Genomic DNA, 24,272 nt, shown 5'->3' on the forward strand with positions numbered 1-24,272 from the left:
GCTCCCTAAGGGAGGCCGTGGTTGATGAGGTGCTTAACTACTGGAAGGCAAACCTGACAGACCTTAACACAGCCAGCATAGAGGAGACCAACAGGCTTAAGGCGAAGAGGATGGTGGACCGGCCGGGACTTGAACCCGGGACCTCCGCCGTGCGAGGGCGGCGCTCTTCCAGCTGAGCTACCGGCCCGCCTCCGGTCCACCGGAAGGCACTGCCGCTTTGCGGTCTTAAAAACGTAACCGCGGCCAAGGCGCTGTGGCTATGCCTGTGCCTTAGCGCTCCTTCATGAAGAACTCTATGTATGGGACCACAGCCAAAGGGAGGTATACGGCCAAGACCATGATCATAATAAGCGGGTAGAAGCCTATTCGCACTGTCACAGCCTCTGCTGGCGATAGCCTCATGGAGGCCTCTGCATAGCCCCCTGGCATATAGACGTTAACTAGGTATAGCACAACAAAAGCCCCTAGCAATGACTCGAGGGACTCAAGGAACGGGCTGAGGGCATTCTCCTTGAGTATCCTGCTAGCCACGGAGAGGCCCTCAAAGAGGGCTATATAAATAATTGTGACCCGAGGCGCGTAGAGGCCCCCTAGGTTGCCTGCATACGAGCCGGCACCTAATGATGAGACCATGTAGCCTAAGAGCAGGGGCAGAAGGTAAAAGTATACCACTACGTAAAGTAGACCATCAAGAACACCCTTCAGGACCTCATTTATTATTGACCTGTAGTTCATGACCTTACCCCCCACTCAGATTAGCGCTAACGTCCAGCTCTATCGGGTATAGGTCGTCTATCTTGCCGCTGACGCTCAGGCCCAGATACGACGCGTTCTCAAAGTAAGCTGCCGGGATGCACATAAACAGGCTTTGGCCCCTTGAGAGCAGAGGCCTCTGCGCGGAGAGCGTCACAGCAGAGCCGTTCTTCAAGCCTACCTGGGCCCTGACTTCCACGGAGAAGAGGCTCACCGAGTCCTCATAGGTTAGCGTGAGCTTTACAGACGAGTTAGTGCAGGGAGGCGCTGAAGAGTTAAGGGTGACCCCAAGAATGCCGCTCTGAGAGCGCGATGAGTAGACGAAGCTCACAAGCGGGTAAACCGCCACTAGCACAAGGGTAAGCCCTGCTATGAGAACCAGAGCCCTTATGCTCACCATCTACTTGCATCCCCTCAGGAGTTCAACGCCTCTTCCAAGTATTATTGAGCCAGCCGCAAGCGCTATGCTAAGGAAGACCGCCATTATGAGTATAACTATTATCAGGCCCGCGTAACCTCCCAGGGCGCCAAGGGTGGAGTTAGTGAAGAAGCCCTCCTGCTGCAAGTAGCCCATGGCACCCCCAAACACCGACTTAAAGTGCGGCTCGCTCCCCAATGACATGTAAGCTGAGAGCGCGAAATAGAAAACAATGATAATTATCACGACACCTACCGTGACAAGGCCTATGCCAACGCTCCTGGCGTGGTCTGACAACTCAGTCAACCGCATTTATTTATCTGCGGAAGACTTAAAAATTATGAGCGTTGACACATAGCTTACGCCAAGTCGTAGCTTAACCCTTGCCACTGGCATTATACGTGCCTATACAAATACAAATTAACAATTACGCGTTAGCTAAGGCAGGAGCGCCCTTGAGCCTTGCCTCAAAGATTAAATACGCAGTAGAAATGACCAAGCCCTCTCAGCTGGGGCTCCTGGCCTTTACCTCTTTCTGTGCATACTTCGCCGCAGGGGGGCCTCTGAGCCTTGTAAGGCTTGTCCTGCTTGGCCTTGTTGCCTTCTTTGCCATCGGCGGCATAACGGCGCTCAACATGGTGCTGGAGGCAGACCTGGACGCTAAGATGAACAGAACAAAAAACAGGCCCATACCCTCCGGCAAGCTGAGCTATCGCGAGGGGCTCGCGATATCAATTATAATGACTATAATAGGAATGGCTGCCGCCCTTGCCATTAACGTGTACGTGCTCCTCTCTGTAGTGCTGGCGTTCATATTTGACATACCCGTGTACACGCTGCTGCTGAAGAGAAGGAGCCCGCTAAACATAATCTTTGGAGGGGTGGCTGGAGTCATGCAGGTGCTTGGCGGCTGGGCCGCCGGGGCTGGCAGCTACAGCATGGCGTCGCTGCTTCTTGCCATAGCGGTACTCATGTGGATCCCGATGCACATATGGTTCATAGTTTACTACTATTACGATGATTACCGCTCCGCCAACATCCCTATGTACCCAGTCGTGGCGCCGCCGAGAAAAGTCTCCACAGCGACTATAACCTTCCTAGCACTGATGTTGACCAGCGTGTGGCTCTACTGGGCCATAACGTCAAAGGACCTCATAGGTGGCATTCTCATGACGCCCTTGATCGCGCTGGCCAGCTATAAGATTTACCTCTTCCAGAGGTCGCCGACCAGGGAGGCAGCAAAGAGCATATTCATACTAGCTAACCCAACACTGATAGTTGCCTTCGTATTTGCACCCCTGGCAGTACCTCACATAGCTGCACCCCTTGTACAGCTCGCCTCGCTGCGACTTGGTTGAGAGGTCGCTTGAGTGTGCTCACAGCCGCTCGCGTTAGAAGAGGTGTGTCTGCTACATCAGACTGGGGACCCTGCGTTAAGAAGGCATGCCTTGTACTGCCTGGGCTGAAGGGCGCTTAGGCAAGGAGACCCTTAGAGCGCCCTGGGGCCTCCTTGACATGCCGTCCCCGCTGCCCAGCGGCCAGAGGTAAAACGGCCGTCTCAGCTGATTTACCTCAATTAGGGCGTGCTCAACAGCCTCTATCGCCTCTTCAAGGCCTCTGGCCTGCCTAAGGATCCTCACTACGCTGACCCCCGGCCCCTTGTAGTTTATACATGGCGTCAGGCGGCCGTCCGCTAGTAGCCTGACGCGCCTGCAGCCGGCGCAGAAGAACGGGTTATTGTAGGGCTTTACGACCTCTACCTGAACGCCAGAGCGAAGCACATAGATGGGCCTGTTATGAAGGTCCCTTATGATAACCTTGGCGCTCAGATCCTTGAGCTTGTGTTCAATGCCAACGAGATTCACATGCATATCTTTAAACACCCTGAGGCCCTCGTTCACGGGCTGAAGCTCTATCAGCTGAACTGAGAGGCCGTTCTCCGAGGCAAATTCTATTATGTCCCACACGTCGTCATAGTTAACCTTAGTGACAGTCATGTTAACCTTAACCTTAAGCCCAACCTCTACGGCCTTTTTGATCCCGCTAAGTACCATGTCAAGGCCGTCAACGCCAGTGATTACCTTGTAGTGTTGCCTGTTGAGGGAGTGGAGGGAAACGTTAACCCTCCTCAGGCCAGCCTTGTGAAGGCTGCCTGCGTACACCGGGAGCAGGTAGCCGTTAGTTGTCATTGAAATGTCAGCCGCCCCCCCAGCGGCTTCGTTTATGTTAAGCACTATGTCAACTACATCACCCCTTACCAGCGGCTCCCCGCCAGTTAGCTTGAAAGCCCTAATTCCGAGCCTGGTTGCAGCCGCAGCAATGATGTAGTAGTCACTTGGCTTCAGCACGGGCGGGCTCATGCCTATCCTAGCTGGGCCGCCCCTTGGGTCGCCCTCTATGTGGCAGAAGAAGCAGTTGTAGTTGCACTCCCTTGTCACGGCTATTCTGAGGTTATCCAGCGGTCTGCCGTACGCGTCTGTTAAGGGAGTCGTTGGCGCTCGCCCGCGAGCAAGGGGTCCTTACGCAGGTTAAATTTAGAGCCCCGTACGGGCTTGACGGTCAAAGGTCCTCGCGCTGAAGCTAAATATTAGCTCCTGGGCTAACACCGCCATTAAGGGTAAGCGGTATGCTGACAGGCGCTATAGCCTCGCTCGTATCCGCTGAGCCAAGCAAGGCCCAGGCACTAGCAGCCTCTGTGGCGAAGCTAAACGACAAGGAGCCACTGCTCATGTACTACAAGAAACTCTCCGAGGAGAAGCTACTGTCTATAATTGTACCCACCGAGTACCCAGCCAGCATAATAAACACGGTTATAGCCATGTCAATAGCTGACATAGGCGTGGTGGCCACAGACTATGAGCTGGACTGGCGGGATGGTGAGCTTATCAGCGCCGTTGACGCCTCCCCGGCCCAGATGGGGCTGGCCGTAGCTGCTAGCAAGGCAACAGAGGACGTCATCACTAAGAGCAAGCTTAGGCTGGCAGTCCTTGAAGAGAGCGAGTTTGCAAAGCTGCTACTTGACAAGGCGCTCAGCGTGACTTCGCGCGAGGAGGGCTACGTATATATAGACAGGGCCTTCAACGTGAAGGGCGTAGGGCCTGTCGTGCTTGGCTATACTAAGACCAAGGTTTACGCCCACGACAAGCTTTACGCCCTGCCGTCGCTCAAGCAAGTCGAAGTTAAGAGCATAGAGGTCCTCGACGAGGAGCAGGACTCTGTCGGCCCTGGGGTCAGAGTAGGGTTTGCTATTAAGGGCGCCGAGACTGAGGAGTTAAAGGAGTCTTACGCTTTAGTCGCTGAGCCGTCCCATACGGTCCAGAGGCTCAACATGAAGGCAATCGTTTACCCATGGTCAGACGTGTTACAGCCTGGGAGCATCCACATAGTGGGAGCTGGCGCCTCTGTGCCGGCGTCGTTCGCGCTTAAGGATGGGGCGGCTGAGGTCACCCTCTCAAGACCTTTGCCTACCCTTGATAGGTACATGTTAGTTAATGTTAACGCCAGGCAGCGGCGCTCAAGGGTGCTTGGGTACCTGGTCTCAGGCTGAGGTTAGATGGCTAGGAGGAACGTTGTTGAGGCTGTAATCGAGAGGGCCCTTAAGTCGTCCTCGCTCTATGAGAGGACGAGGTCTGCCGCTCAGGGCCTGGCCAACAGGATAAAGAAGGATTACCTGGCCATATCAGTAGGCAAAGCCTCCGTAGACATGCTAAGGGGCGTAATTGATGGCCTTGGGCGGGAGCCCTCGCTGTGCCTCCTAATAAAGCCCAGAAACGTTAGGCTTAACAGCGCTCCATGCAGTAATGCAGAGGTCATAGAGGGCAGCCACCCCGTCCCAGACGAGGGCAGCATTAAGGCTGGCGATGAGGCGCTCAGGGTCGCCGCCGAGGCGAGTCGCGCCGGGGTGCCGCTCGTAGTTGCAGTCTCCGGCGGCGGGTCAGCGATGATGGAAAGACCTATTGAAGGCATTAGCCTGGATGACCTGTCGGCGCTCAACAAGGTCCTCTTGAGCTCCGGGGCCTCCATATCGGAGATTAATGTGATCAGGAGGCATATATCAAAGGTGAAGGGAGGTAAGCTCCTCAGGGCTGCCAAGGGCGCGAGGACATATGGCCTTTACGCCAGTGACGTGCCAGGCGACTTTCTTGAAGACATTGCCTCAGGCCCCACAGCGCCAGACCCTACAACGTTCCGTGACGCCCTCGACATACTTAATAGATACAAGCTTGTTAACGATATTCCTCCAAGCGTGCTCAAAGTGCTCCGCGACGGCGAGAGAGGCCTTGTGGAGGAGACTGTAAAGCCCGGGTCCCCTGAGCTTGAGCTAGCTGAAAACCTAATAGTGGCCACAAACTATGACGTGGTAAGCGACGTGGCGGCCCTCCTTGAGGAAATGGGGTATAATACAATCGTACTGACATCGGCGGCCCAGGGAGAGTCAAGGGAGGTAGGGAAGTTCCTGGCGTCAATAGCGCTTGACGTCATGAGAAAGGGCGTCCCCGTGAGGCCTCCTGCGGCCATAGTTCTCGGCGGTGAGACGGCAGTAACCGTGAGGGGCAGGGGGCTCGGCGGGAGGAACCAGGAGCTGGCCCTCTCGTGGGCACTAGAGCTCAGGAGGCTCGGCATAAGGAGTGACAGGGCGACCCTTGTTGCCCTGGCCACTGACGGCGTTGACGGACCCACAGATGCGGCTGGGGCGGTTGTGACTCCGGCGCTCGTGGACCTAATGTATAACGCTGGCGTGAACCCTGCCGAAGAACTCATCAATAATGACAGCTACAGGGCTCTTGCCTCTGTGAATGCGCTCATAAAGACTGGCCCCACGGGGTCGAACCTAAACAACGTGATAGTCGTGCTGGTGGACGATCATGAGAGTAAGCGACAGCCTGATCTATGACGAGGGGCTGTTAGAGGACTTGGAGAGCGTCTCGAGGGGAGGGCTCAGAGACCTCCTTGAGCACCTAACTAGGCCTCCGAGCAGGTTTTACCTGAGGGTTAATGGCATCAAGACGTCCGCTGAGGAGGTCCTGCAAGCCCTGGCGGAGCGGGGCTTCCAGTTCCACAGGGACGAGCAGTTACCATATGCGATATGGACAGACGTCGAGGGGCCTTTCAGGGTGAGCCTCCTAGACAAGGTCGTTGTAGCTGACAAGAGGTCAGCAGAGTCCGTTTACCTTGGCAGCGACCTTTACGGCCCTGGCGTACTCAAGGCGGACAATGTCAGGGCGGGCGACGAGGTGACGGTGGTAACTCCTGAAGGGCTCCCCGTAGCTGAGGGCGTCGCAGTGGTCGATGGGAGCTTCATGATGCGGGTGAAGAGGGGGCTCGCCGTCAGGGTCACCACTTCTGTCTACAAGACCCCAAAGGTAAGGGAGCTCCCTGGCTTTGATGAAGGCCTCATCTACAGCCAGAGCCTTCCAAGCATGTGGGCTGTTGCCTTGGCTTCACCCTCACCTAAGGAGGTCATAGTAGATTTCAATGCTGCGCCAGGCGGTAAGACAAGCCTGGCCGCTCAGCTGGCTGGGAGGGACTCAACAATAATAGCTGTTGACAGGGACAGTAAGGTTGAGAAGCTTAAGGCTAACCTTCAAAGGCTCGGCGCGGACTGGGTTAAGGTCATCGGCGGCGACTCACGGATGGCTTCCAAGCTCCTCGGGCTTGAGGGCAAGGTTGACCTAGTGCTGATAGACCCCCCATGTACAAACCTTGGAGTTATACCAAAGCTGTATGACGCCAAGTCCCTCCTGGACGCCGTGACGCTCGCTAGATACCAGAGGCAGTTTATAGCGGAGGCCTGGAGGGTCCTGAGGCCCGGGGGTAGGCTGGTTTACTCCACGTGTACGCTCACCGACGTTGAGAACGAGTCTAACGTTATCTTTGCTACCGAGCTGGGCTTTGAAGTTCAGAGACCCAGCGCAATGCCCAGGGGAGCTAGCTTTAATGGGCTTGGCGTCAGGTTCTCACCTGAGGACGGCCACCCAGGGTTCTTCGCGTCAATAATGGTGAAGCCCGGTGGGTGAGCTTAAGTTTAAGGTTGAGGTGATAGGTGACATAGCCCTAGTCAAGCCTCCCCATGGGGCTGTCCCGGACCTGCATCAGGCTAAGGAGTTTGCCGTGGGCCTGCTGGGGAAGGGTGGCGTCCGCTCGGTTTGGCTTGCGTCAGGCCCAGTCACAGGGCCTTACAAGGCCAGGAGCGGCCTCATTTACCTGGCTGGCGAGGCGAGAGCCCACACCCTGTACAGGGAGTACGGCTGCACCTTTAAGGTGGACCTAGAGAAGGACTTCGTGACGCCGAGGCTAAGCTATGAGCACATGAGGGTAGCGAGGATGGTGAAGAGCAACGAGCGCGTCATTAACATGTTTGCCGGCGTCGGGATATTCTCTATAATAATAGCTAAGTATTCCAACGCCTCTATAGTTCACAGCATAGACATAAACCCAGATGCCTACGAAAAGATGGTGGAGAACATCAAACTTAACAGGGTTGAAGATAGGGTAGTTCCGTACTTAGGTGATGCCGCAGAAGTCATAGAAAGCAGACTTAAGGGGAGCGCTGACAGGGTCCTAATGCCCTTGCCAGACCTGGCCCTGCCGTACTTTAAGTACGCCATAGACGCGCTCCAGGACGCAGGCTATGTTCACATATACCTTCACGTGCATGCGGCAAAGGGGGAGGACCCCGAGCGAGTAGCCGCGTCAGAGTTAGTGAAGAACATAGGCAGATCTGATATCTCAGTTGTTATCGATAGATCCCGCGTCGTGAGGATGGTAGGCCCTAGGTTCTACCAGGTGGTATTAGATGTCGAGGTCAAGAAAAGCTGACGTGAGAGAGCTGCTGCTGGAGGAGAGGCTCGTAGGCTACCTCGATCCTCATGCTGAGAGGTACCTGCTTAAAATTAATGGCCCCTACTTAACCACAACAAGTAGCTGTACTGGAAGGATAACGCTTGTTGAGGGCAAGTGGCACTGGCTCAGGGACTCAGCTAGGGTGGTCTTCAAAACGCATGGCAAGATATCAATCTACCAGCTGGCAGAAGTCTTGGCTAGGCCTTATGAAGACCTGTGGCTTAAGGTTACAGGACCTATACTTCACGCAAGGGTCCGCGGGCTTGACAAAGCCCTAAAGTTGCTCTCAATAGCCAGGGACGCTGGGTTCAAGCACAGCGGCATAATGCATATAGAGTCTGACGAGACCTTAATGGTAGAGCTCATAAGTGCCGTCCAGGTATCAGAGCCGCTCAAGGCTAACGGCAAGTGGCTCGTGGAGCCCAGCTCCCTAAAGGACCTGGTGGACCTCTCAAACAGAGCCCTGGAGGAGGGCTGGAGGAGGCTGGCTAGGCTCTCCGAGCTAATTGAGAGCATTCAGCCCTCCCCAGGTTCCTCCTATAAGCTAGAAGCGGGTGCGACGCCCCGCAGTCAACAGGGCACAGGTCCCTGTCCTTCATGAACTTGCAGTTATAGGGCTTATAGACCGATCCTAAGCCGGCCTCAAGCAGGCCACTTGTAAGCTTTCTGGCTACTTCTTGGCTTACGCCAAGCAGTCTCGCCATCTCCTGAGCTATGATGCCCTCCTCAGCTCCTATCGCCGCCAGGAAAGATATGTAAGCGTAAAGTTCTTCATCCGTCTTCGCCGAGCTCCTAAGCCTGGCCATGCACGGCGGGAACGCCTCAAAATTAAGCGAGCCGCCAGCCACGGAAATCTTCGCGTCCTTAGCGCTAAGCGCTCTTAGGGCCTCCTGGGCAAGCAGCCTGGGCTTGTAGTCCTCAGCCTTAGCGGTCCCGACGATCTTGAGAACTGCCTTCTCAGCCGTTAGGACCAGGAAATCCCTGAGGGTGTCACGGTCCATATAAACGAGGCCGGCCTTGACCATAGAGTTCACCAGGGACCAGCGCGCTTCGGGCGCTGGGGCTACAACCTTTAGGTAATCTGTAACTGGGACAGCGAAGTCTAAGGCCTTGTAGGAGACCCTTCCATCTCTTAGCTGTATCCAAGGTATCTTCACTTGGGACCTCACAACTTTGATGCCCATGTTCTTAGCTAAAGCTAGAAGGGTCTCGACGTCCTCACTCTTAAGGAACTCCCCAGCCCTCTTCGCCTCGGCCCTCGAGAAAATCTCCTCAAGCCTTCTTGAGTCAGCGCTTGCAACGGCCGCAGCCGCAAGGTAAAAGGAGGCCACGCTCTCCTCCGCAGTTATGCCGTCAAAGGCCCTTACCTCGCCTTTCTCTATCGCATCATAAAGTCGCTGCTTCGCTATGTCTGAGACTCTCTTATCGTCTGCTAGATCCCTAAGCGTCACCTGGTAGCCATAGGCCTGGCTGAGGTACTTCTTGGCATCAACAATGAAGGGGTATCTCGCGTATGTCAGCATGCCGCTCTTCATACAGGTCTTGTCGACAGACATTAATAAGGGGTTGAGTAAGCGCTAGGCGGTGATAAGTTTGGAGGACCTCGCAAAAAGGATAGCCAAGTGGGCCGTTGACCTTAAGTTTAACCGTATTCCTTTAGAGGTGGTAGAGGAGGCCAAGAAGAGAATAGTTGATACTTTCGGCGTAGCCCTGGGAGCCTTCAACGAGAAGCCGCCCAGCATAGCAAGGTGGATAGCGCAGTCGTCCGCGAGCTCACGGATACCAGCCACCGTCTGGGGAACCAAGTACATGGGCCCCGCCGACCACGTGACCTTCGCGAACGGCTGCGCAGCGAGGTACTTTGACTTTAATGACACGTACCTCTCCCGCGAGGCGCTGCACCCCAGTGACAACATAGCTCCTGTCATAGCTGCGGCTGAGCTGGCGGAGGCCGACGGCTCCAGGGTAATAGAGGGCATAGTTGCAGCCTACGAGGTGACGGCAAGGCTAGCTGACGCCTACAGCGTGAGGAACAGGGGGTGGGACCACGTGGTTTATATAGCCATAGCCTCCGCCGTTGGCGCCGGCAAGGTGCTAGACCTTGACGAGGAGAGGATGACCCAGGCGATTAACCTGGCGGCAGTGAATGCAGCCGCGCTCAGGCAGACAAGGGCCGGGGAGCTAAGCATGTGGAAGGGCTGCGCCGCCGCCAATGCAGCAAGAAATGGACTCTTCGCGGCGCTTCTGGCGTGGCGCGGCATGACGGGCCCCGCCCCTATCTTCAGCGGTGAGTTCGGCTTCTTCAAGGTGGCCCTGGGCGGCGAGAGCTTTGACATACCAAGGATGGGCGGCGAGGAGGGCGAGAGGTACAAGCTTCTACAGACCAGCATAAAGTACTGGCCGGTCGAGTACCACGCTATGAGCGCCGTTGAGGCTGCACTGAAGATAAGGCAGGAGGCAGGGGCCCTGAGGCCCGACGACATAGAGTCCGTTAACGTTGAGACCTTCACCGTGGGCTACAACATAATTGTAAAGGACCCAGAGAAGTGGGACCCCAGGACAAGGGAGACGGCCGACCACAGCATGCCTTACATAATAGCGAGAGCCCTGCTTGATGGTAAGATATGGCTTGACAGCTTCAGGCCGGAGAAGTATCTGGCCGACGATGTCAGGAAGGTGCTTAATGTTATGAAGGTCACGATAAGCCCTGAGGGAGACAAGATCTACCCTGACGGAATAAGGAACTCCATAACTGTTAAACTTAAGGATGGCCGCACGTTCACTGAGACCTCTATATACCCGCCAGGTCACTTCAAAAACCCGCTGAGCAAGGATGGCGTAGAGTCCAAGTTTAAGAGCCTAGTTGGCGACTCCGTGCCTGAGCAGAACGTTAATGTCGCGCTCAGAACCCTGTGGAGCTTTGAGAAGTGCTCTAACGTTAGCCTCGCAGTTAGGCTGCTGGCGCGCGGCGACCAGCTTTAGCAGTAAGCAGGGCTTTGTTAGCTTTTTTTAGCATGACATAAACATAGTTTAATAAGTTGTTAGTAGGAAGCCCGTGTTAATAACTAACGATCTCTTTACTTCTTTCTGGCAGGCTGTCTCCTCTCAACCCCTCTGGGACTTAGGAGGTAAGCGCCTCCTAGGACGCCTATCACAACACCAACAATGAACATGCCGCCTGCCAGCAAACCTCCTCTAGTAGCAAGGTGCCTGTAGTACCCCTCTGCGTTGTTAGCGACCTCAAGCTGCCTCTCGTAGTAATAAAGCTTTGCGGAGAGGTTGTTGACCTCCTGCTCAACGCTGTTAAGGGAGGAGTTGAGCGAACTTATCTGCGAGTTCAAGTATGAGGTGACGCCGTCCACATTCATAGTCGCCGGCACCCTGCTGGTTATGTTAGGGTACAGCTGCTGGGCGACCTCTAAGGAGCCCGTGGAGGCTAGCTCGAACGGGTTGAAGCCTATGGCGAATGCCTCGAAACTTACCTTATAGCTCTCCCCAGGCTGCAACTCAGGTATACTGAAGAGGCCAACTATGAAAGCCTGGCTCTCGTTAAGTCCAAAGAGCTTGCCCTCAAGGAACTCAAAGGAAGCCTGAGGACTTACGTAGCTCAAGCCTATGGCAGCCAGAGGCGCACCGCTTTCATTAAAGTAAACAGCGGAGGCCGTGAGAGCCTGCCCTGAGGCGCTGGTCGCATTAGAAAGCCCTATAATAGAGTAAGAGCCGTTTGACCCATTCTCAAGCTCTACGGCAGCCCTCCAACTGCCCGTGAGGCCGGCTGAGCCTATGCCATAGGCTAGGACCCCGGACGCGGGTGCCGTGCCTTTGTTTGCCACAACTATAAGGACCTTCATGTAGGGCAACAAAGAGCTGACGGTAACGTACTCCACTAAGTTAAACGGGTACGTCTCGTTGCCAGCGGGCGTAAGCATTATGGTCTCTGAGGTGGGCGAGCTGCTGACCACTGACGCGACCCAGTTCGCTTGCTCCAGGTTACCTGGCAGCGTAACCTCTGTGGAGTTCGGCGACGAGATAGCGAGCAGCGGCGTGGGCGTGACGAGGCTACCTGTGGGGACCAGCGGGAGGAGGGCCGGCGTGGTCACATTAACAAGCCATGCCTCAGCGCGCGCCCCATCCTTCAGATCAAGCTTCAAGTAATAGTACAGGTTGCTTACTGTCACGCTGCCGGCAGTGTTGTTTATATTGACGCTCAGAGACATCGGCGTCTGAGCCGAGGCATTTAGTGGCATAAGCGCTACATAGGCTAATGCTACAAAGGCTACAAGGGCGGTAGCCATTAATGCCTTCGTCAAGGCTTTCCCCTTGCCGTTCAACTCCTAAAGCACCTTAGGTATGCGATGCCCTGTAGGTCTTTAAAATTTATTGAAACACTTCGAAAGTGAAGTGGGGCTATTTGAAAGTATCAATTAAAGCCAAGATCTTCAGTGGCTTAGGCGAGGGGGAGTTCTTCGTAAACCTTTACGCTAAAAACATAAGGAAGGCCCTTAACATAGTGCCCTATCCCGGCACGCTTAACCTCAGGGTAGAGGAGCCGTACGTGAACCCCCTAGCAGAGGCGCTCAGCAGGCTGACCCCGATAGTGATAGAGCCCCCCCAGCTCTCTAATGCAAGGCTCGGGAGAGTACTGGCCTACCCAGCTGTGTTGAACTTTGAAGTCAACGTGTTCATTGTCAGGCCTGAGATAACCATTTACAGAAAGGACGTAGTTGAGGTCATATCTGAGCAGAGGCTGAGGGACCTTCTGGGCCTGGAGGACGGTTCCGAGGTTACCCTCTCGCTCGAAGTCCCGTAGGCCTCTAAGACATGTCACCAGGGCTTCTCGCCAAAGGTCCTCATCAACAGCCTCGCCGCCACTACCAGCGGGTCCCAGACCGGGGAGAGAAGCGGCTGGTAGCCGTAGTCGGCTGCGAAGAGGTCCCAGACCGTGCCCTGTCTCGTGAGCAGGGAGGCCACAACGTTTATTCTCCAGAAGGCTGTCTCGTCGAAGCCAACCGACTGGGCTCCAAGGAGCCTGCCGGTCTTCTCGTCCGCCACTACCTTAAGTGTCAGCTTGCTCCCACCCGGTATGTAGTGCGCCTTGGTGCCGGCCTCCAGCGAGACCTCGACTGGCTTGAAACCTGCGCTCGCTGCCTCAGAGGCGCTCAGGCCAGTCCTAGCTGCTACTGTGTCAAAAACTTTGAAGGCTGAGGTGCCGACGCTTCCAGGGAACACGGACTCTACTCCTCCCAGGTTGCTTCCAGCTACGTGGCCCATCTTGTTGGCTATCTGCGCGAACGGCCTCCAGACAAGCTGGCCCGTCACCAGGTCCTTATGCTCGGTAACGTCACCAACAGCATAAACGTCAGGGTTACTTGTGAGGGTCCTCTCATCAACTACAACACCTCCGCTTCTCCCAAGCCCGAGCCTGAGCTGAAGCGCTAGGTCGTTGTTCGGCTCTATCCCAACGCCAACTACAAACATGTCGGCCTGGTACGTGCCCTTGCTAGTGATCACCTCGGTCGCTAGTCCATCCTTTATATTAAACTTCTCAACGGCTGCGCCCGTGACCACTTCTACGCCCTTCGACCTTATTGAGTTCTCTAAAATGCTCGCAAGTTCTGGGTCAAGAACTCTTGGGGCGACCTGGTTAAGGGCCTCTACTACGGTTACCTTAAGGCCAAGCTTCGTAAGGTTGTCAGCCATCTCTAGGCCCACGTAACCTGCACCCACGACCACTGCCCTCCTTCCTGGGCCCAGGGACGTCGCGTAGTCCCTTATCTGCTGGCCTGACTCCATGTGAACTATGTAAAAGACGTTCCTGGCCTCCTTTATCTCAGGCCAGAGCTTAGGCGCCTTCGACCTGGCCCCGGTTGCGAGGACCAGCTTGTCCCATTCAATAGTCTCACGGGAGCCTGTCTTATTATCTACGTAGGTCAGCCTCTTTAAGTCACGATCCACTTCAACTACTGTCTTGCCCAGCCGTAGGTCTATCCCCCTCTTGGTGAACTCTGAGGGCGGATAGTAAAGGAGGTCGTCAAGCTCCTTGACCTCACCTCCCACTAGGTAGGGCAGTCCACAGAACGCAAAGCTAACCCATCTGCTAGAATCTATGACTATAACCTCATTTGAAGGCTTGAGCCTCTTAGCCCTTGAGGCCGCCGCCATCCCAGCGGCCCCTGAACCTACTATAACTATCCTCGTCATCGACCTTGCCCGCTGGAGTCCAGCAGGTGGAGTTTTAAAAAGTGCAGCATAAACCCATTCGTCAGCAATAGCTGCTCACATTAAATTATCCGGGCCGTGGAACGCAAGGAGGGCAAGGCTCCTAGGTTGGCTGCTAGCCTTGGGAGAGCAAGACCCCTCCCCCAGTGGACTTTCCAATGCCAAGTATAAGCCCTGACACCGTGACGAGGTCGTTCGGCTCCCCCTCAGCTGTAACAACTATCATGTTGCGCGGCCTCACAAAGTTGGTCACGGTGTCCGAGAGGGACGCCATAACCTTAATGAAAGTGCTCTTGCAGGAGGCGACTATCCACGATGGTCCAACTGTCATGTTACACCCGGCCCTCTGAAGGCCCTCCCTGATTGCATCCAGCCCCTTGACCAGGAGGTCAGGCTCCTCGTAAACTATGTTAAATGTCACCGCTGAGGAGTCCAAGGCCCACCCACCTAAGGTCTCCACTGTTGGTAGACCAGAGCGGGAGAAAACCTTATTTCCAACCGCGTGAGCTGAAGGCTAAGTGCTCGCAAGGCGCCCGGGATGCTGTCCATAGTGTTCTCAGTAAAGGACCCCGTGGGTGTCAACGCCTCTAAAATACTAGTTAAGAACCTAGATGCCAAGCCCAGCAGCTGCCCAATTTCTGTTTTATGCTACAGGTCTGATGAGGTCGTCATAGCTGGCTTTGAGCCTGACCAGACGCTGTTTGAGTTCCTCGACGTCACCCCGGAGCCGAGGGCTGACGCAGTGATAGTCCTCTCAAGGCACGAGTCGCAGAGAGGCGTGAGGTCTCTAACCGTTCACTTCACGGGCAACCCGACTAGCGAGGCCCCGTTTGGCGGCAGACCAGGCGAGCTCGCCTTTGCCCCGGCGCCGCTGGCTAAGGCGCTGCTTCAAAGCTACCGCAGGCGCGCCGCTGAGCTAGGCCTGCTTGAGCGGTACTCCATTTCCCTCGAGGCTACGCACCATGGGCCCACGGGGAACATGAAGCCTCTGGTATTCATTGAAATAGGAAGCACCGAGAATGAGTGGGGCGACAGGGAGGCCCTTGAAGCTATGGCAGGTGCTGTCTTCGACGTCCTAACCTCAGGCGCCGTGCCCAGATGCTCGCCAACAATAGGGCTTGGGTCTACCCACTACCCAGAGAAGTTCACCGAGCTGGAGCTGGGTGAGGGCTGCATGGGTCACATGTTCTCCAAGCACGTACTTGGCAAGCTAGCTCCAGGCGCCCTTAGGCAGGCAGTTGAGAAGTCCCTGCCCAACGGGGCCTCTGAGGCACTTATAGAGAAGAAGGGCGCAAGCTCCTCCCTCAGGCACGCCCTAATAGATGAGCTTACCAGGATGGGCGTCAATGTAAGGTCAGTTTGAGTGTGGTAGCCGGGCGGGGATTCGAACCCCGGTCACGGGGGCTCCTCCGCTGAGGCGTCCAAGGCCCCGCATCCTGGGCCGCTAGACGACCCGGCTGCGTCACCCGGCCAGTAATAAAGTTAATATCGCCTCACCTTAAAAAAGGCGCTAGAGAGTGTTTCAAAGAGAATTGGGCTGGGTGGGCATCACTCGCCCTTGAATTTGGGCTTCCTCTTCTCCAGGAAGGCTGAGACCCCCTCTATTACGTCCTGAGTGCTGAACAGCAGGCCAAAGAGCTCTGACTCAAGGGCAAGGCCAGCCCATATGTTGGACTCGAGCCCCATCTCAACCGCCAGCTTCGCCGCAAGGAGCGCGAGAGGCGGCTTCTCGGCCAGCTTTAGAGCCAGGGCCCTGGCCTCCTGCTCCAGCCTCTCGGGCGGGACGACGCTGTCAACTAAGCCCATTTCCTTAGCGTCCTTAGCCGATACCATGTCACCTGTGAATATAATCAGCTTTGCCGCGCTCCTTCCAACTATCCTTGGAAGCCTCTGGGTGCCGCCAGCTCCAGGTATGAAGCCGAGGTTTATCTCTGGCTGGCCCAACATGGCCGTCTCTGACGCTATCCTTATGTCGCCACTCATGGCTAGTTCAAGGCCTCCTCCCAGGGTGTAGCCATTTAATGCCACGATTATCGGCTTAGTGTAGTACTGCATCTTCAGCGTGAGCTCCTGGAACTTCCTTGAGAATATCGCGGCCTTCATCGGCGTAATGCCGGTGAAGCTGGTCACGTCAGCTCCCGCGCTGAACGCCCTGCCAGAGCCGGTCAGTATAACAACCCTTATGTCGGGGTTCTCCTCTATTTCGTCAAGTGTTTGGGAGAGCTCGTTTATCATGTCTACGTTTATAGTGTTCAGCTTGCTGGGCCTGTTAAGTATGATCCACGCTATGGGCTTCTCATACCTTATAACTATGGTGCTCTTGGCAACCTCCTCATAGCGGCCGTACTCGTAGAAGCCCTTGCCCGACTTAACGCCCAACGCGCCCTGAGATATCATCTGAGTGAGCAGGGGCACAGGCTCGTACTCAGGCCCTATGTCCTGCTTGAGCTGGTTCAGCGCGGCTACTATTGCGTCTATGCCGTACTGGTCTGCGAGCTCAAAGACGCCCTTAGGCCACCCTAGTCCAAGCTTCACGGCCTTATCTATGTCATCCCTTGAGGCTATGTTATTGCCAAGCAGCCACGCCGCCTCGTTAACCGCTCCTGCGATGAGTAGCACGGGATCTACCTTGCCAGCCAGGTCCTTCGGTATCTGGGGCCTCACGTAAGCCCCAGGCTTCGGGTACTCGTAGAAGCCCTTGCCAGTCTTCATGCCCAGGCTGTTGGCCTTGTACATCTGCTCAAAGAGTGGACATGGGGTCTGCTTGAAGCCCCTCTGGGCCATCGCGACGGCTATCAGGTAGAACACGTCTATGCCGCTGTAGTCGGCGAGCTCAAAGGCTCCCATTGGGAAGTTCAGCGAGTACCTAACTGTGGAGTCGACCTCTAGGACTGAGAACCTGCCCTTAGCCACAAGCCAGCAGGCGGTGTTAAGGAATCTCGCCAGGACCCTGTTAACTATGAAGCCTGGCACGTCCTTATTTACCACGACTGGCTGCTTGCCCAACCTCTTGGATATCTCAACTACGCTCTGAACCACGTCGTCTGAGGTCTTCTCCCCTCTTATGACCTCCACTAGCGGCATTAGTGGCGGCGGGTTGAAGAAGTGCATGCCTATAACGAGCTCCGGCGCTGACGTGGCCGAGGCTATCTCAGTTATTGGAAGGCTACTTGTGTTCGTGGCCATTATTATTCTGCCCTTGCGGTGCTGATCAATGAACTTGAACAGGGCCTGCTTCACATCGATTCTCTCCGTGGCCGCCTCCACCATCATGTCTACCTGTGAGGCCGCTGCTGCCAGCTCGTTGCTGAAAGTGCCGTCAGGGTTAATGCTCACTATGGGAGTTATCCTAGACATTATGGCGTCGACGCTTTCCTTCAGCTGCCCCTTCTCGGCCAGCTTTGAGAGGCTCCACTTTATCTTCTCCATAGCCGAATCCAGTATCTGCTTGTTGATGTCTGCAATGAACGCCTTGTAGCCAGCTACTGCAAACAGCTCTGCGATGCCGTGTCCCATAGTACCGGCTCCTACGACTAGTACCTGTTTTACGTCGTCTGCTGAGACCATATTTAGCCCCTGCCGTAGGCTGTCCTGCCACTTATTAATGGGTTGAATTTACCAGCACATATAACAAAAAGGTTATAAGTTTGCTTAAATCCGAGACCCCGGGTGGGCTACATGAGCGAGTACGTGTCCCAGGTCAAAGAGCTGCTCTTGAAGGACGCCAGCAAGTACAACATAAAGATAGAGAATAAGGGCAAGAACACCATCTCAATATCTCGTGGCGGCTCGGAGCTCATGAGCATACGTGACGCTGACGACAACGTAGAGCTTACCTTCAAAGGTCAGAAGTACACATATGACAAGTGGTACACAAAGCCGCAGCACCTGGTTCAGGTGATAATAAACGTCCTCAACGTCAACCAGCAACAGGAAAACAAATAAAATAAATAAAAATAGTTAATATTTGATCCCTTGTTTATGTTTACTTGGCCGGGTAGTCGTCAGGAACCTTGGCCCTGAAGAACTTGCCTGTCTCAGGGCTCTTGAAGAGGCCTATCTTGACGCCCTTCCTTGTCTTAGGCGCCAGAGTCCAGACCTTTATGGGTGCCAGCTCTACGTCCTTCCCAGTGGTTGGGTCCTTTACCCTCACAGCCGGGAGCTTGGACATACCATTTCCACCTCTCTATGTCTCGAGTTGTTATTTTCAAGCTAAGTTATTAAGCATTATTGGAGTAACTTAGAATAAATGAAGGAGCTATGCTAAAGATCTTTAAAAGTATTATTAAAGGTTTCCTTTAATATAGGTGGGACTACTTGCTCAGGGTTCCTGCCTCAGTATAGAGGGTCGGCGTGGCAGGTGAAGCAGAGGAAGGAGCCCTTCGTGGCTGTGGCGGGCCCGCCGGGATTCGAACCCGGGACATCCGCCCGCGGCTAGGCGTCGCGGTCTACGGGTTAAGAGCCCGCCGCTCTACCTGGCTGAGCTACGGGCCCACAGCCAGGAGGCTTAGTTCAAGGAGGCTAGCTTAAGAATCTTTATGGAAATGCTCTGTTAGACAGTTGTCTATACAGGCCCTGTCAAGTGTCTATATGTTTTTAAATTCGCCAGAGGCGAGCACCACGGTGCGCTTGATGCCAGGACCTAGGGCGGGCATACATGGCTGGGGCGCCTACATCCCAGCGTACAGGCTACCCTTAAGTGAGATAGCGAAGGTCTGGGGCTGGCACCCCGAGCAGTATAAGGGCCTGGCCGTTGAAGAGAAGTCCGTTGCAGGACCCGATGAGGACTCCACCACTATGGGCTACGAGGCCGCCAGGAACGCTATAGCGAGAGCTCAGGTAAAGCCCTCAGAAATACAGTCGGTGTTCTTTGGCACTGAGTCCAAGCCTTACGCCGTGAAGCCCAGCGCCACTGTAATAGCGCAGGCGCTCGGCATAACGCCTTACACCATGGCAAGCGACCTGGAGTTTGCCTGCAGGGCCGCGAGCGAGGGCATGAGGGCCCTGAGCGGCATGGCTGCGTCAGGACTCATAAAGTATGGTCTGGTTATAGGCAGTGACACTGCTCAGGCAAACCCGGGTGACGTGCTCGAGTTCACTGCTTCCAGCGGCGCTGCCGCCTTCGTGATAGGACCTGAGAAGGGCGCTGCCGCCATAATAGAGGACTCGGTGACCTTTGTGACCGACACGCCTGACTTCTGGAGGAGGGCTCAGGAGCCGTACCCACTTCACGGGGAAGGCTTCACTGGCGAACCAGCGTACTTCTACCACATAGAGGGCGCCGTTAAGGCGCTGTTCGAGCGCACAGGGCTTAAGCCGAGCGACTTCAAGTACGCCGTGTTCCACCAGCCGAACGGCAAGTTCCCCGTCAAGGTAGGTCAGGACCTGGGGTTCACGATGGACCAGGTAAAGGACGGGCTGGTGACGCCCATGATAGGCAACACGTACAACGCCAGCGCACTAATGGGGCTGGCCAGGGTCCTCGAAAGGGCCAGACCTGGTGACAGGATACTTGTGGCTCCATTTGGCAGCGGCGCTGGCAGCGATGCATACTCAATAGTAGTCACGGACGCTATAGAGTCTAAGAAGACCCTAGCCCCAACGGTTGACCAGTACCTTGCGCGCAAGGTTGTTGTGGATTACAGCTTCTACTCCAAGAGTAGGGGAATTATTTTGACGATTAAGTGAGGTGAGTGCTATGACATCATTCATAGAGGGCGTTGGAATGGTTAAGGTTGAGAGGCACTACGAGAAGGGGCTTTTTGACCTGGCCGCAGAGGCCGCATTCAGCGCCATTGACCAGGCTGGGGGCGCCTCAGGCATAGACTATATAATAGCATCAAACGCGCTTGGCGAGGTCCAGGACGAGCAACTTGACCTGGGCGGCTACCTGGCCTCTGAACTTGGGCTTAGGGGGGTCAGGTCGCTCAGGGTTGAGGCTGGCGAGGCCTCAGGCCTAGCGGCCCTAGCCATAGCTAACTCCCTCATAGAGTCCAATATGGCCGACAGAGTGCTGGTGGTCGGCGTTGAAAAGGTAACGGAGTTCCAGAGCGCTAAGGTCTACAGGCATCTTCAGATGCTTTTTAACTCAAACAGCAGGTCGTTCTACAACGCTGGCTTCGCCGCTGACGCGGGCCTCCTGACAAGGGTTTACCTTGACACATATGACGTTGATCGCGAGTTGCTGTCCTACTGGCCTGCCCTCATGCACAGCAACGCTAAGGAGAACCCCTATGCCATGCTTAACTTTGCCCTGAAGCCTGACAAGGTGTCAAAGTCGCAGGTGATGGCTGACCCCGTGACCCTCCTTGACACGTTCCCGCTGGGTGACGGCGCGGCAGCGCTTGTCCTGTCAAGCAAGGACTCCGTCAACAACCCCCTAGCCAAGGTGAGTGCCATAGAATCGGCAACTGGCCTTGGATCGATGGAGCTCAGCGATGACCCACTTACAATTGATAGTCTAACTGAGGCCTACAGAAGGCTGCAGAACGTGACCTCATTTGAAAGCGTTGACGTTATAGAACTTCACGACTCGTTCACCATAATGGGCATTCTGACGCTTGAGACCCTGGGGCTGGCTCCCAAGGGCAAGGCACCGGAGCTGATAGCTAATGGAGCCTTCTCAATAAATGGTAGGGGACCCGTGGTCAACCCCAGCGGAGGCCTCAAAGCAAGGGGACACCCCATAGGCGCCACAGGAGTGTATCAGGCCGCCGAGGTGGCGCTCCAGGTCGCAGGCAGGTTCCCAGGTCTCCAGGTCAGAGGCGCCAAGAGAGGCCTCGCCATATCAATGAACGGCCTCGGATCTAACTCTTATGTTGCGCTTGTGGAGGGGGTGGAGTGAGATGTCAATGGACCTCTCAATTTCGAGGCACTGGAGGCTAAGGAGCCCCCTATACAGGCTGGAGGGGGCCAGGTGCAAGGCCTGCGGCCGCGTTCACTTCCCTCCTAAGAAGGCCTGCCCATACTGCGGCAGCCGCGAGGTGGAGACCGTCGAGCTGCCAAAGAGGGGAAGGCTGATATCATATACGATCGTCTACGCGGTCCCGGAGGGCGCCAGAGAGTACTCACCGGTTTACGTCGGCCTCGTAGACCTTGGAGTCACGAAGGTTGTCGCTGAGCTGACCGACGTAACTGACACCTCCAAGCTGAAGAGAGGCCTTGAGGTCGAGGCTGTGCTCAGGAGGACCAGGGTTGACGGGGAGGCAGGCCTCATATACTATGCTCTGAAGTTCAGACCATCCATGGGTGTGCCTGATGTCTAATGAAGAGCTGGGCCTGAAGGTCGAGGAGGCCCTCTCCAAGCTGGAGTCAGGGGAGCTGAGCATAAGCAAACTTGACCAGTTTTTGGGTAACCCGAACCTGGCGGCACTTGCAAGGAGGCTTTTTCTGGAGCGAAAGTACAACGTTAAGCTTACCTCCATAGCGTCAACGGTCATAGACTTCGTAGGTGTTGTAGGTCATAACATAGAGAACCCCATAGGTGCAGTCCAGGTACCACTTGGTGTTGTGGGCCCTCTCAGGGTTCAGGGGGACTACGCCAAAGGCGACTTCTACGTCCCTATTGCCACGACTGAGGGTGCGCTCGTGGCCGGCGTCAACAGGGGCGTCAAGGCCATCACGGCCAGCGGCGGCGCTAGGTCTAAGGTTATCTATGATGGGATGACTAGAGCGCCCATAATTTGGACCCCAAGTGTCTCCGAGGCGTACTCCCTAGCTGCGTGGATAAAGGGCAACATAGATAAGCTCAAGGAGGAGGTTAGGTCAGTGACGCGGCACGGCGAGCTCATTGACGTTCAGACCTACGTAGTCGGCAACATCATTTGGCCCAGGTTCGTGTTTAGGACGGGCGACGCCATGGGCATGAACATAGCCACCATAGCATCTGACAGGATCTGCAGACACATAGACGAGAACTACAAGGGGGAGCACAGGTGCGTCAGCGTCAGTGGCAACGTGTGCAGTGACAAGAAGCCAAGCCAGATAAATAAGCTCCTGGGCAGGGGAAAATACGTAGTGGCGGAGGCCATAGTTAAACGTGATGTGCTTAGGGACGTCATGAGGACCACGCCCGAGGACGTCGACTTCATAAATAAGTCGAAGAACCTCCTGGGCAACGCTGTAGCCGGCAGTCCCAGCTTCAGCGGCCACGTCGCTAACATAATAGCTGCCATCTTTATAGCCACTGGCCAGGACGTGGCACAGGTCGTTGAGAGCAGCATGGCGTTCACATGGACGGAGGTCAGGGATGAGGACCTCTACATATCAGTCACGCTTCCAAGTCTTGAGGTCGGCACCGTTGGCGGGGGCACGTGGCTTCCAACCCAGAGGGAGGCTCTTGAGTTGCTCGGCGTGGCTGGCGGCGGCAACCCGCCCGGGACCAACGCGCTTAAGTTCGCCGAGATAGTCGCCGCCACGGCGCTCGCCGGGGAGCTCAACCTGCTGGCGTCCCAGGTGACGGGTGAGCTAGCCAAGGCCCACGAGAGGCTTGGGAGGGGGCGCGGCTAGCCCTGCGACGTCCTTCTGTAAAGTTCTATCACCGCCGAGAGGTCAAGGTCCCCAAGGCCAAGGCCCTCAGCCATCCTGTAGAGGCTTGATGCCAACGACGTGAGCGGCAGCGGCACCCTAAGCTTCTGCGCCTCCCTAATCATGATCTCCGTGTCCTTCCTCATGTGTTTCAGCGCGAACTGCACGTTGTAGTCAGAGCTGAGCATCTTCGGAACCTTGAGGGAGCTGCTGGGAGACCTGGTTCCACTTATGTTAAGGAACAGGTCCATGACCTGCTCCGGTGAAAGCCCTGCCCTCTGGGCGAAGTTTATGGCCTCGGCGAGGCCGTTTATAAAGACAGCAAATATCATGTTGCCGGCCAGCTTCATGTAAAGGCCTGAGCCATTAGGGCCTACGTAGACGACCCTTCCTGCTGTGGCACTTAATATGCGCTCTATCTCGGGGTAGCGCTCGCGGGGGCCGCCCACCAGCACCGTTATCCTCTTCTGCTCAACGTCGACCGAGGTCCCCATTATAGGCGCGTCAAACATAGCTCCTCCGGCCTCTGAGACCTTGGCGGCCAGCGAGACGCTTGTAGTAGGTGATATGGTCGACATCTCAATTAACACCTTGCCCTTAATATGAGGGAGCAGGGCCTCTACGACTGAGCTGACAGCTGCGTCATCAGAAAGCACTGTGATTATATAGTCTACGCCAGCTGCTAGCTCGGCTGGCGATGAATACACCTTCACATCAGGGTGCCTTGAATGGAAGCCATCGGCCTTGGCCTTAGACCTGTTGTAAACACCTGTCAAGATCTGCGCTCTGTAGAGGTTTTCTGCTATCCTCGAGCCCATGACACCTAAACCTATCACTCCAACCTTGATCACGACGACCACTGGTTTGTAAGGCTTCCCGCATCGGTATAAGTGCTTGTGTAACATAAACTTTGGGGATAAATGCCGCCTAAACTGCTGCCGCAGCTGCGCAGTAAAAGCCTGCGTAGGGCCAGCCTAGCACTTCAATCCCTGGGAGCGCGCGCACTGTGAGAGCGTGTCTAGTAGTGCTTTCACCTTGGGCAGCAGCTTCCTGGCGGCCTGAAGCAGCAGCTGGGAGTCCTTTGATAGCTGGTCAGCTTCTAGCTGTCCGCTTATGACATTACCCCATATCCTGGCCCTGTATGAACTCTGGTCGACCTGCAGGCTGAAGCTCTTGGTGCTCACCAAGAACGCGCCTGGCTCCTTCACTACAGACAGCGCGTTCCCGCCAACCTTCCATATCTTCAAGGAGCTACCGTCCCTCATGTAGAACGCGTCGCCGCAGCCGGCGGAGCAAAGGGATGTGCCGTTGAGCTCCGTGCAGCCGCCCTTTGAAGACGCTAGGCACTCCAGGTACCTTGCTATCTGGTCAACCGTGCGGTCAAGTTCCACTACCTCGGAGATCAGCGATGACATCTGAAGCGCCACGGACCCCTTCCTTGAGCTCCTTGACACCTCTTCAAGCCTGCTCAGCGGCGTACTCATGATTGATCTCCTCGTCTGAGGGCCCTGAC

25 protein-coding genes, 3 tRNA genes and 1 pseudogene are annotated in these 24,272 nt (G+C 55.5%); 14 read left to right on the forward strand and 15 right to left on the reverse strand.

Translation table 11 applies throughout. The features are described 5' to 3' along the window. Positions 1-111: 111 nt before the first annotated feature. The 4 genes from SE86_RS06255 to SE86_RS06270 form a co-directional block, all read right to left on the reverse strand. Positions 112-187: transfer RNA gene (locus SE86_RS06255), tRNA-Ala, on the reverse strand. An 83-nt stretch (positions 188-270) separates the two neighbouring features. After that, the gene (locus SE86_RS06260; protein ID WP_148666794.1) at positions 271-735 is read right to left on the reverse strand and encodes a hypothetical protein; all 465 of its coding nucleotides are present in this window, start codon (positions 733-735) and stop codon (positions 271-273) included. 4 nt (positions 736-739) lie between these two features. Beyond that, positions 740-1,153, reverse strand: a complete 414-nt coding sequence (locus SE86_RS06265; RefSeq protein ID WP_117354743.1) for a hypothetical protein — start codon at positions 1,151-1,153, stop codon at positions 740-742. Continuing rightward, positions 1,154-1,468 (reverse strand): hypothetical protein, encoded by a 315-nt coding sequence (locus SE86_RS06270; protein ID WP_117354744.1) that lies wholly within the window; start codon positions 1,466-1,468, stop codon positions 1,154-1,156. A gap of 158 nt (positions 1,469-1,626) precedes the next feature. Between SE86_RS06270 and cyoE the strand changes: the two genes are divergently transcribed. Continuing rightward, positions 1,627-2,529: a heme o synthase gene (gene cyoE / locus SE86_RS06275; RefSeq protein WP_117354745.1), complete on the forward strand. Its 903-nt coding sequence runs from the start codon at positions 1,627-1,629 to the stop codon at positions 2,527-2,529. A gap of 75 nt (positions 2,530-2,604) precedes the next feature. Here the strand turns inward: cyoE and moaA are convergent. Beyond that, positions 2,605-3,642: pseudogene (gene moaA, locus SE86_RS06280) on the reverse strand (GTP 3',8-cyclase MoaA); the annotation flags it as partial. Between the two features lie 155 nt (positions 3,643-3,797). On the opposite strand from moaA, the gene SE86_RS06285 reads away from it, so the two are divergent. From SE86_RS06285 to SE86_RS06305, 5 genes are read left to right on the forward strand one after another with little or no spacing between them, the layout of a single operon-like run. Beyond that, on the forward strand, positions 3,798-4,718 hold the full coding sequence (locus SE86_RS06285; protein WP_117354747.1) for a hypothetical protein: 921 nt from the start codon (positions 3,798-3,800) through the stop codon (positions 4,716-4,718). Between the two features lie 6 nt (positions 4,719-4,724). Next, a complete protein-coding gene (locus tag SE86_RS06290) occupies positions 4,725-6,065 on the forward strand; it encodes a glycerate kinase (protein ID WP_117354748.1) in 1,341 nt (446 codons plus the stop codon). Beyond that, positions 6,037-7,188, forward strand: a complete 1,152-nt coding sequence (locus SE86_RS06295) for a PUA domain-containing protein (RefSeq protein ID WP_117354749.1) — start codon at positions 6,037-6,039, stop codon at positions 7,186-7,188. The genes SE86_RS06290 and SE86_RS06295 overlap by 29 nt, the downstream gene beginning before the upstream one ends. Further along, on the forward strand, positions 7,181-7,990 hold the full coding sequence (locus SE86_RS06300) for a 50S ribosomal protein L11 methyltransferase (RefSeq protein WP_117354750.1): 810 nt from the start codon (positions 7,181-7,183) through the stop codon (positions 7,988-7,990). The genes SE86_RS06295 and SE86_RS06300 overlap by 8 nt, the downstream gene beginning before the upstream one ends. Further along, entirely contained in the window at positions 7,968-8,615 is a 648-nt protein-coding gene (locus tag SE86_RS06305; RefSeq protein ID WP_117354751.1) for a hypothetical protein, read from the forward strand. The genes SE86_RS06300 and SE86_RS06305 overlap by 23 nt, the downstream gene beginning before the upstream one ends. Here SE86_RS06305 and SE86_RS06310 read toward each other — a convergent pair. Beyond that, entirely contained in the window at positions 8,503-9,537 is a 1,035-nt protein-coding gene (locus SE86_RS06310; protein ID WP_211096535.1) for a hypothetical protein, read from the reverse strand. The genes SE86_RS06305 and SE86_RS06310 overlap by 113 nt on opposite strands. 61 nt (positions 9,538-9,598) lie before the next feature. On the opposite strand from SE86_RS06310, the gene SE86_RS06315 reads away from it, so the two are divergent. After that, positions 9,599-10,996 (forward strand): MmgE/PrpD family protein, encoded by a 1,398-nt coding sequence (locus SE86_RS06315; RefSeq protein ID WP_236747324.1) that lies wholly within the window; start codon positions 9,599-9,601, stop codon positions 10,994-10,996. 95 nt (positions 10,997-11,091) lie between these two features. Here the strand turns inward: SE86_RS06315 and SE86_RS06320 are convergent, their stop codons facing one another. Then, entirely contained in the window at positions 11,092-12,324 is a 1,233-nt protein-coding gene (locus SE86_RS06320; RefSeq protein ID WP_148666796.1) for a hypothetical protein, read from the reverse strand. Positions 12,325-12,425: 101 nt separating this feature from the next. Between SE86_RS06320 and SE86_RS06325 the strand changes: the two genes are divergently transcribed. Further along, complete coding sequence (locus SE86_RS06325) at positions 12,426-12,824, forward strand: DUF120 domain-containing protein (RefSeq protein ID WP_211096536.1); 399 nt, start codon at positions 12,426-12,428, stop codon at positions 12,822-12,824. Positions 12,825-12,838: 14 nt separating this feature from the next. On the opposite strand, the gene SE86_RS06330 is transcribed toward SE86_RS06325, so the two are convergent. Both SE86_RS06330 and SE86_RS06335 read right to left on the reverse strand, forming a co-directional pair. Continuing rightward, positions 12,839-14,215, reverse strand: coding sequence for an FAD-dependent oxidoreductase (locus SE86_RS06330; protein WP_117354756.1), 1,377 nt, complete (start codon positions 14,213-14,215; stop codon positions 12,839-12,841). 133 nt (positions 14,216-14,348) lie between these two features. Beyond that, the gene (locus SE86_RS06335; RefSeq protein ID WP_117354757.1) at positions 14,349-14,669 is read right to left on the reverse strand and encodes a hypothetical protein; all 321 of its coding nucleotides are present in this window, start codon (positions 14,667-14,669) and stop codon (positions 14,349-14,351) included. Positions 14,670-14,771: 102 nt separating this feature from the next. Here SE86_RS06335 and SE86_RS06340 point away from each other — a divergent pair, with 102 nt between their 5' ends. Then, entirely contained in the window at positions 14,772-15,596 is an 825-nt protein-coding gene (locus SE86_RS06340) for a D-aminoacyl-tRNA deacylase (protein WP_117354758.1), read from the forward strand. Positions 15,597-15,599: 3 nt separating this feature from the next. Here SE86_RS06340 and SE86_RS06345 read toward each other — a convergent pair. Together SE86_RS06345 and SE86_RS06350 are read right to left on the reverse strand one after the other, a co-directional pair. After that, positions 15,600-15,692: transfer RNA gene (locus tag SE86_RS06345), tRNA-Gln, on the reverse strand. 89 nt (positions 15,693-15,781) lie between these two features. Beyond that, entirely contained in the window at positions 15,782-17,800 is a 2,019-nt protein-coding gene (locus tag SE86_RS06350) for a 3-hydroxyacyl-CoA dehydrogenase/enoyl-CoA hydratase family protein (protein ID WP_117354759.1), read from the reverse strand. Between the two features lie 111 nt (positions 17,801-17,911). Between SE86_RS06350 and SE86_RS06355 the strand changes: the two genes are divergently transcribed. Then, positions 17,912-18,178 carry a hypothetical protein gene (locus SE86_RS06355; protein ID WP_117355170.1) on the forward strand — a complete coding sequence of 89 codons (267 nt, stop codon included), beginning with the start codon at positions 17,912-17,914 and terminating at the stop codon, positions 18,176-18,178. A 40-nt stretch (positions 18,179-18,218) separates the two neighbouring features. On the opposite strand, the gene SE86_RS06360 is transcribed toward SE86_RS06355, so the two are convergent. Further along, complete coding sequence (locus SE86_RS06360; protein ID WP_117354760.1) at positions 18,219-18,404, reverse strand: chromatin protein Cren7; 186 nt, start codon at positions 18,402-18,404, stop codon at positions 18,219-18,221. 220 nt (positions 18,405-18,624) lie between these two features. Continuing rightward, positions 18,625-18,727: transfer RNA gene (locus SE86_RS06365), tRNA-Lys, on the reverse strand. A 138-nt stretch (positions 18,728-18,865) separates the two neighbouring features. On the opposite strand from SE86_RS06365, the gene SE86_RS06370 reads away from it, so the two are divergent. From SE86_RS06370 to hmgA, 4 genes are read left to right on the forward strand one after another with little or no spacing between them, the layout of a single operon-like run. Continuing rightward, positions 18,866-19,921: a hydroxymethylglutaryl-CoA synthase gene (locus tag SE86_RS06370; protein ID WP_117355171.1), complete on the forward strand. Its 1,056-nt coding sequence runs from the start codon at positions 18,866-18,868 to the stop codon at positions 19,919-19,921. Positions 19,922-19,931: 10 nt separating this feature from the next. After that, entirely contained in the window at positions 19,932-21,077 is a 1,146-nt protein-coding gene (locus SE86_RS06375) for a thiolase family protein (RefSeq protein WP_117354761.1), read from the forward strand. Position 21,078: 1 nt separating this feature from the next. Continuing rightward, positions 21,079-21,498, forward strand: coding sequence for a Zn-ribbon domain-containing OB-fold protein (locus SE86_RS06380; RefSeq protein WP_117354762.1), 420 nt, complete (start codon positions 21,079-21,081; stop codon positions 21,496-21,498). Beyond that, complete coding sequence (hmgA, locus tag SE86_RS06385) at positions 21,491-22,741, forward strand: hydroxymethylglutaryl-CoA reductase (NADPH) (RefSeq protein WP_174221347.1); 1,251 nt, start codon at positions 21,491-21,493, stop codon at positions 22,739-22,741. Before SE86_RS06380 ends, hmgA begins: the two co-directional genes overlap by 8 nt. Here the strand turns inward: hmgA and SE86_RS06390 are convergent. Together SE86_RS06390 and SE86_RS06395 are read right to left on the reverse strand one after the other, a co-directional pair. Next, the gene (locus SE86_RS06390; protein ID WP_211096537.1) at positions 22,738-23,610 is read right to left on the reverse strand and encodes an NAD(P)-dependent oxidoreductase; all 873 of its coding nucleotides are present in this window, start codon (positions 23,608-23,610) and stop codon (positions 22,738-22,740) included. The two genes, hmgA and SE86_RS06390, sit on opposite strands and share 4 nt — an antisense overlap. 123 nt (positions 23,611-23,733) lie before the next feature. Beyond that, a complete protein-coding gene (locus SE86_RS06395) occupies positions 23,734-24,243 on the reverse strand; it encodes a hypothetical protein (protein WP_117354764.1) in 510 nt (169 codons plus the stop codon). Positions 24,244-24,272: the final 29 nt, after the last annotated feature.

This window comes from Acidilobus sp. 7A, assembly GCF_003431325.1.
Classification (GTDB): domain Archaea; phylum Thermoproteota; class Thermoprotei_A; order Sulfolobales; family Acidilobaceae; genus Acidilobus.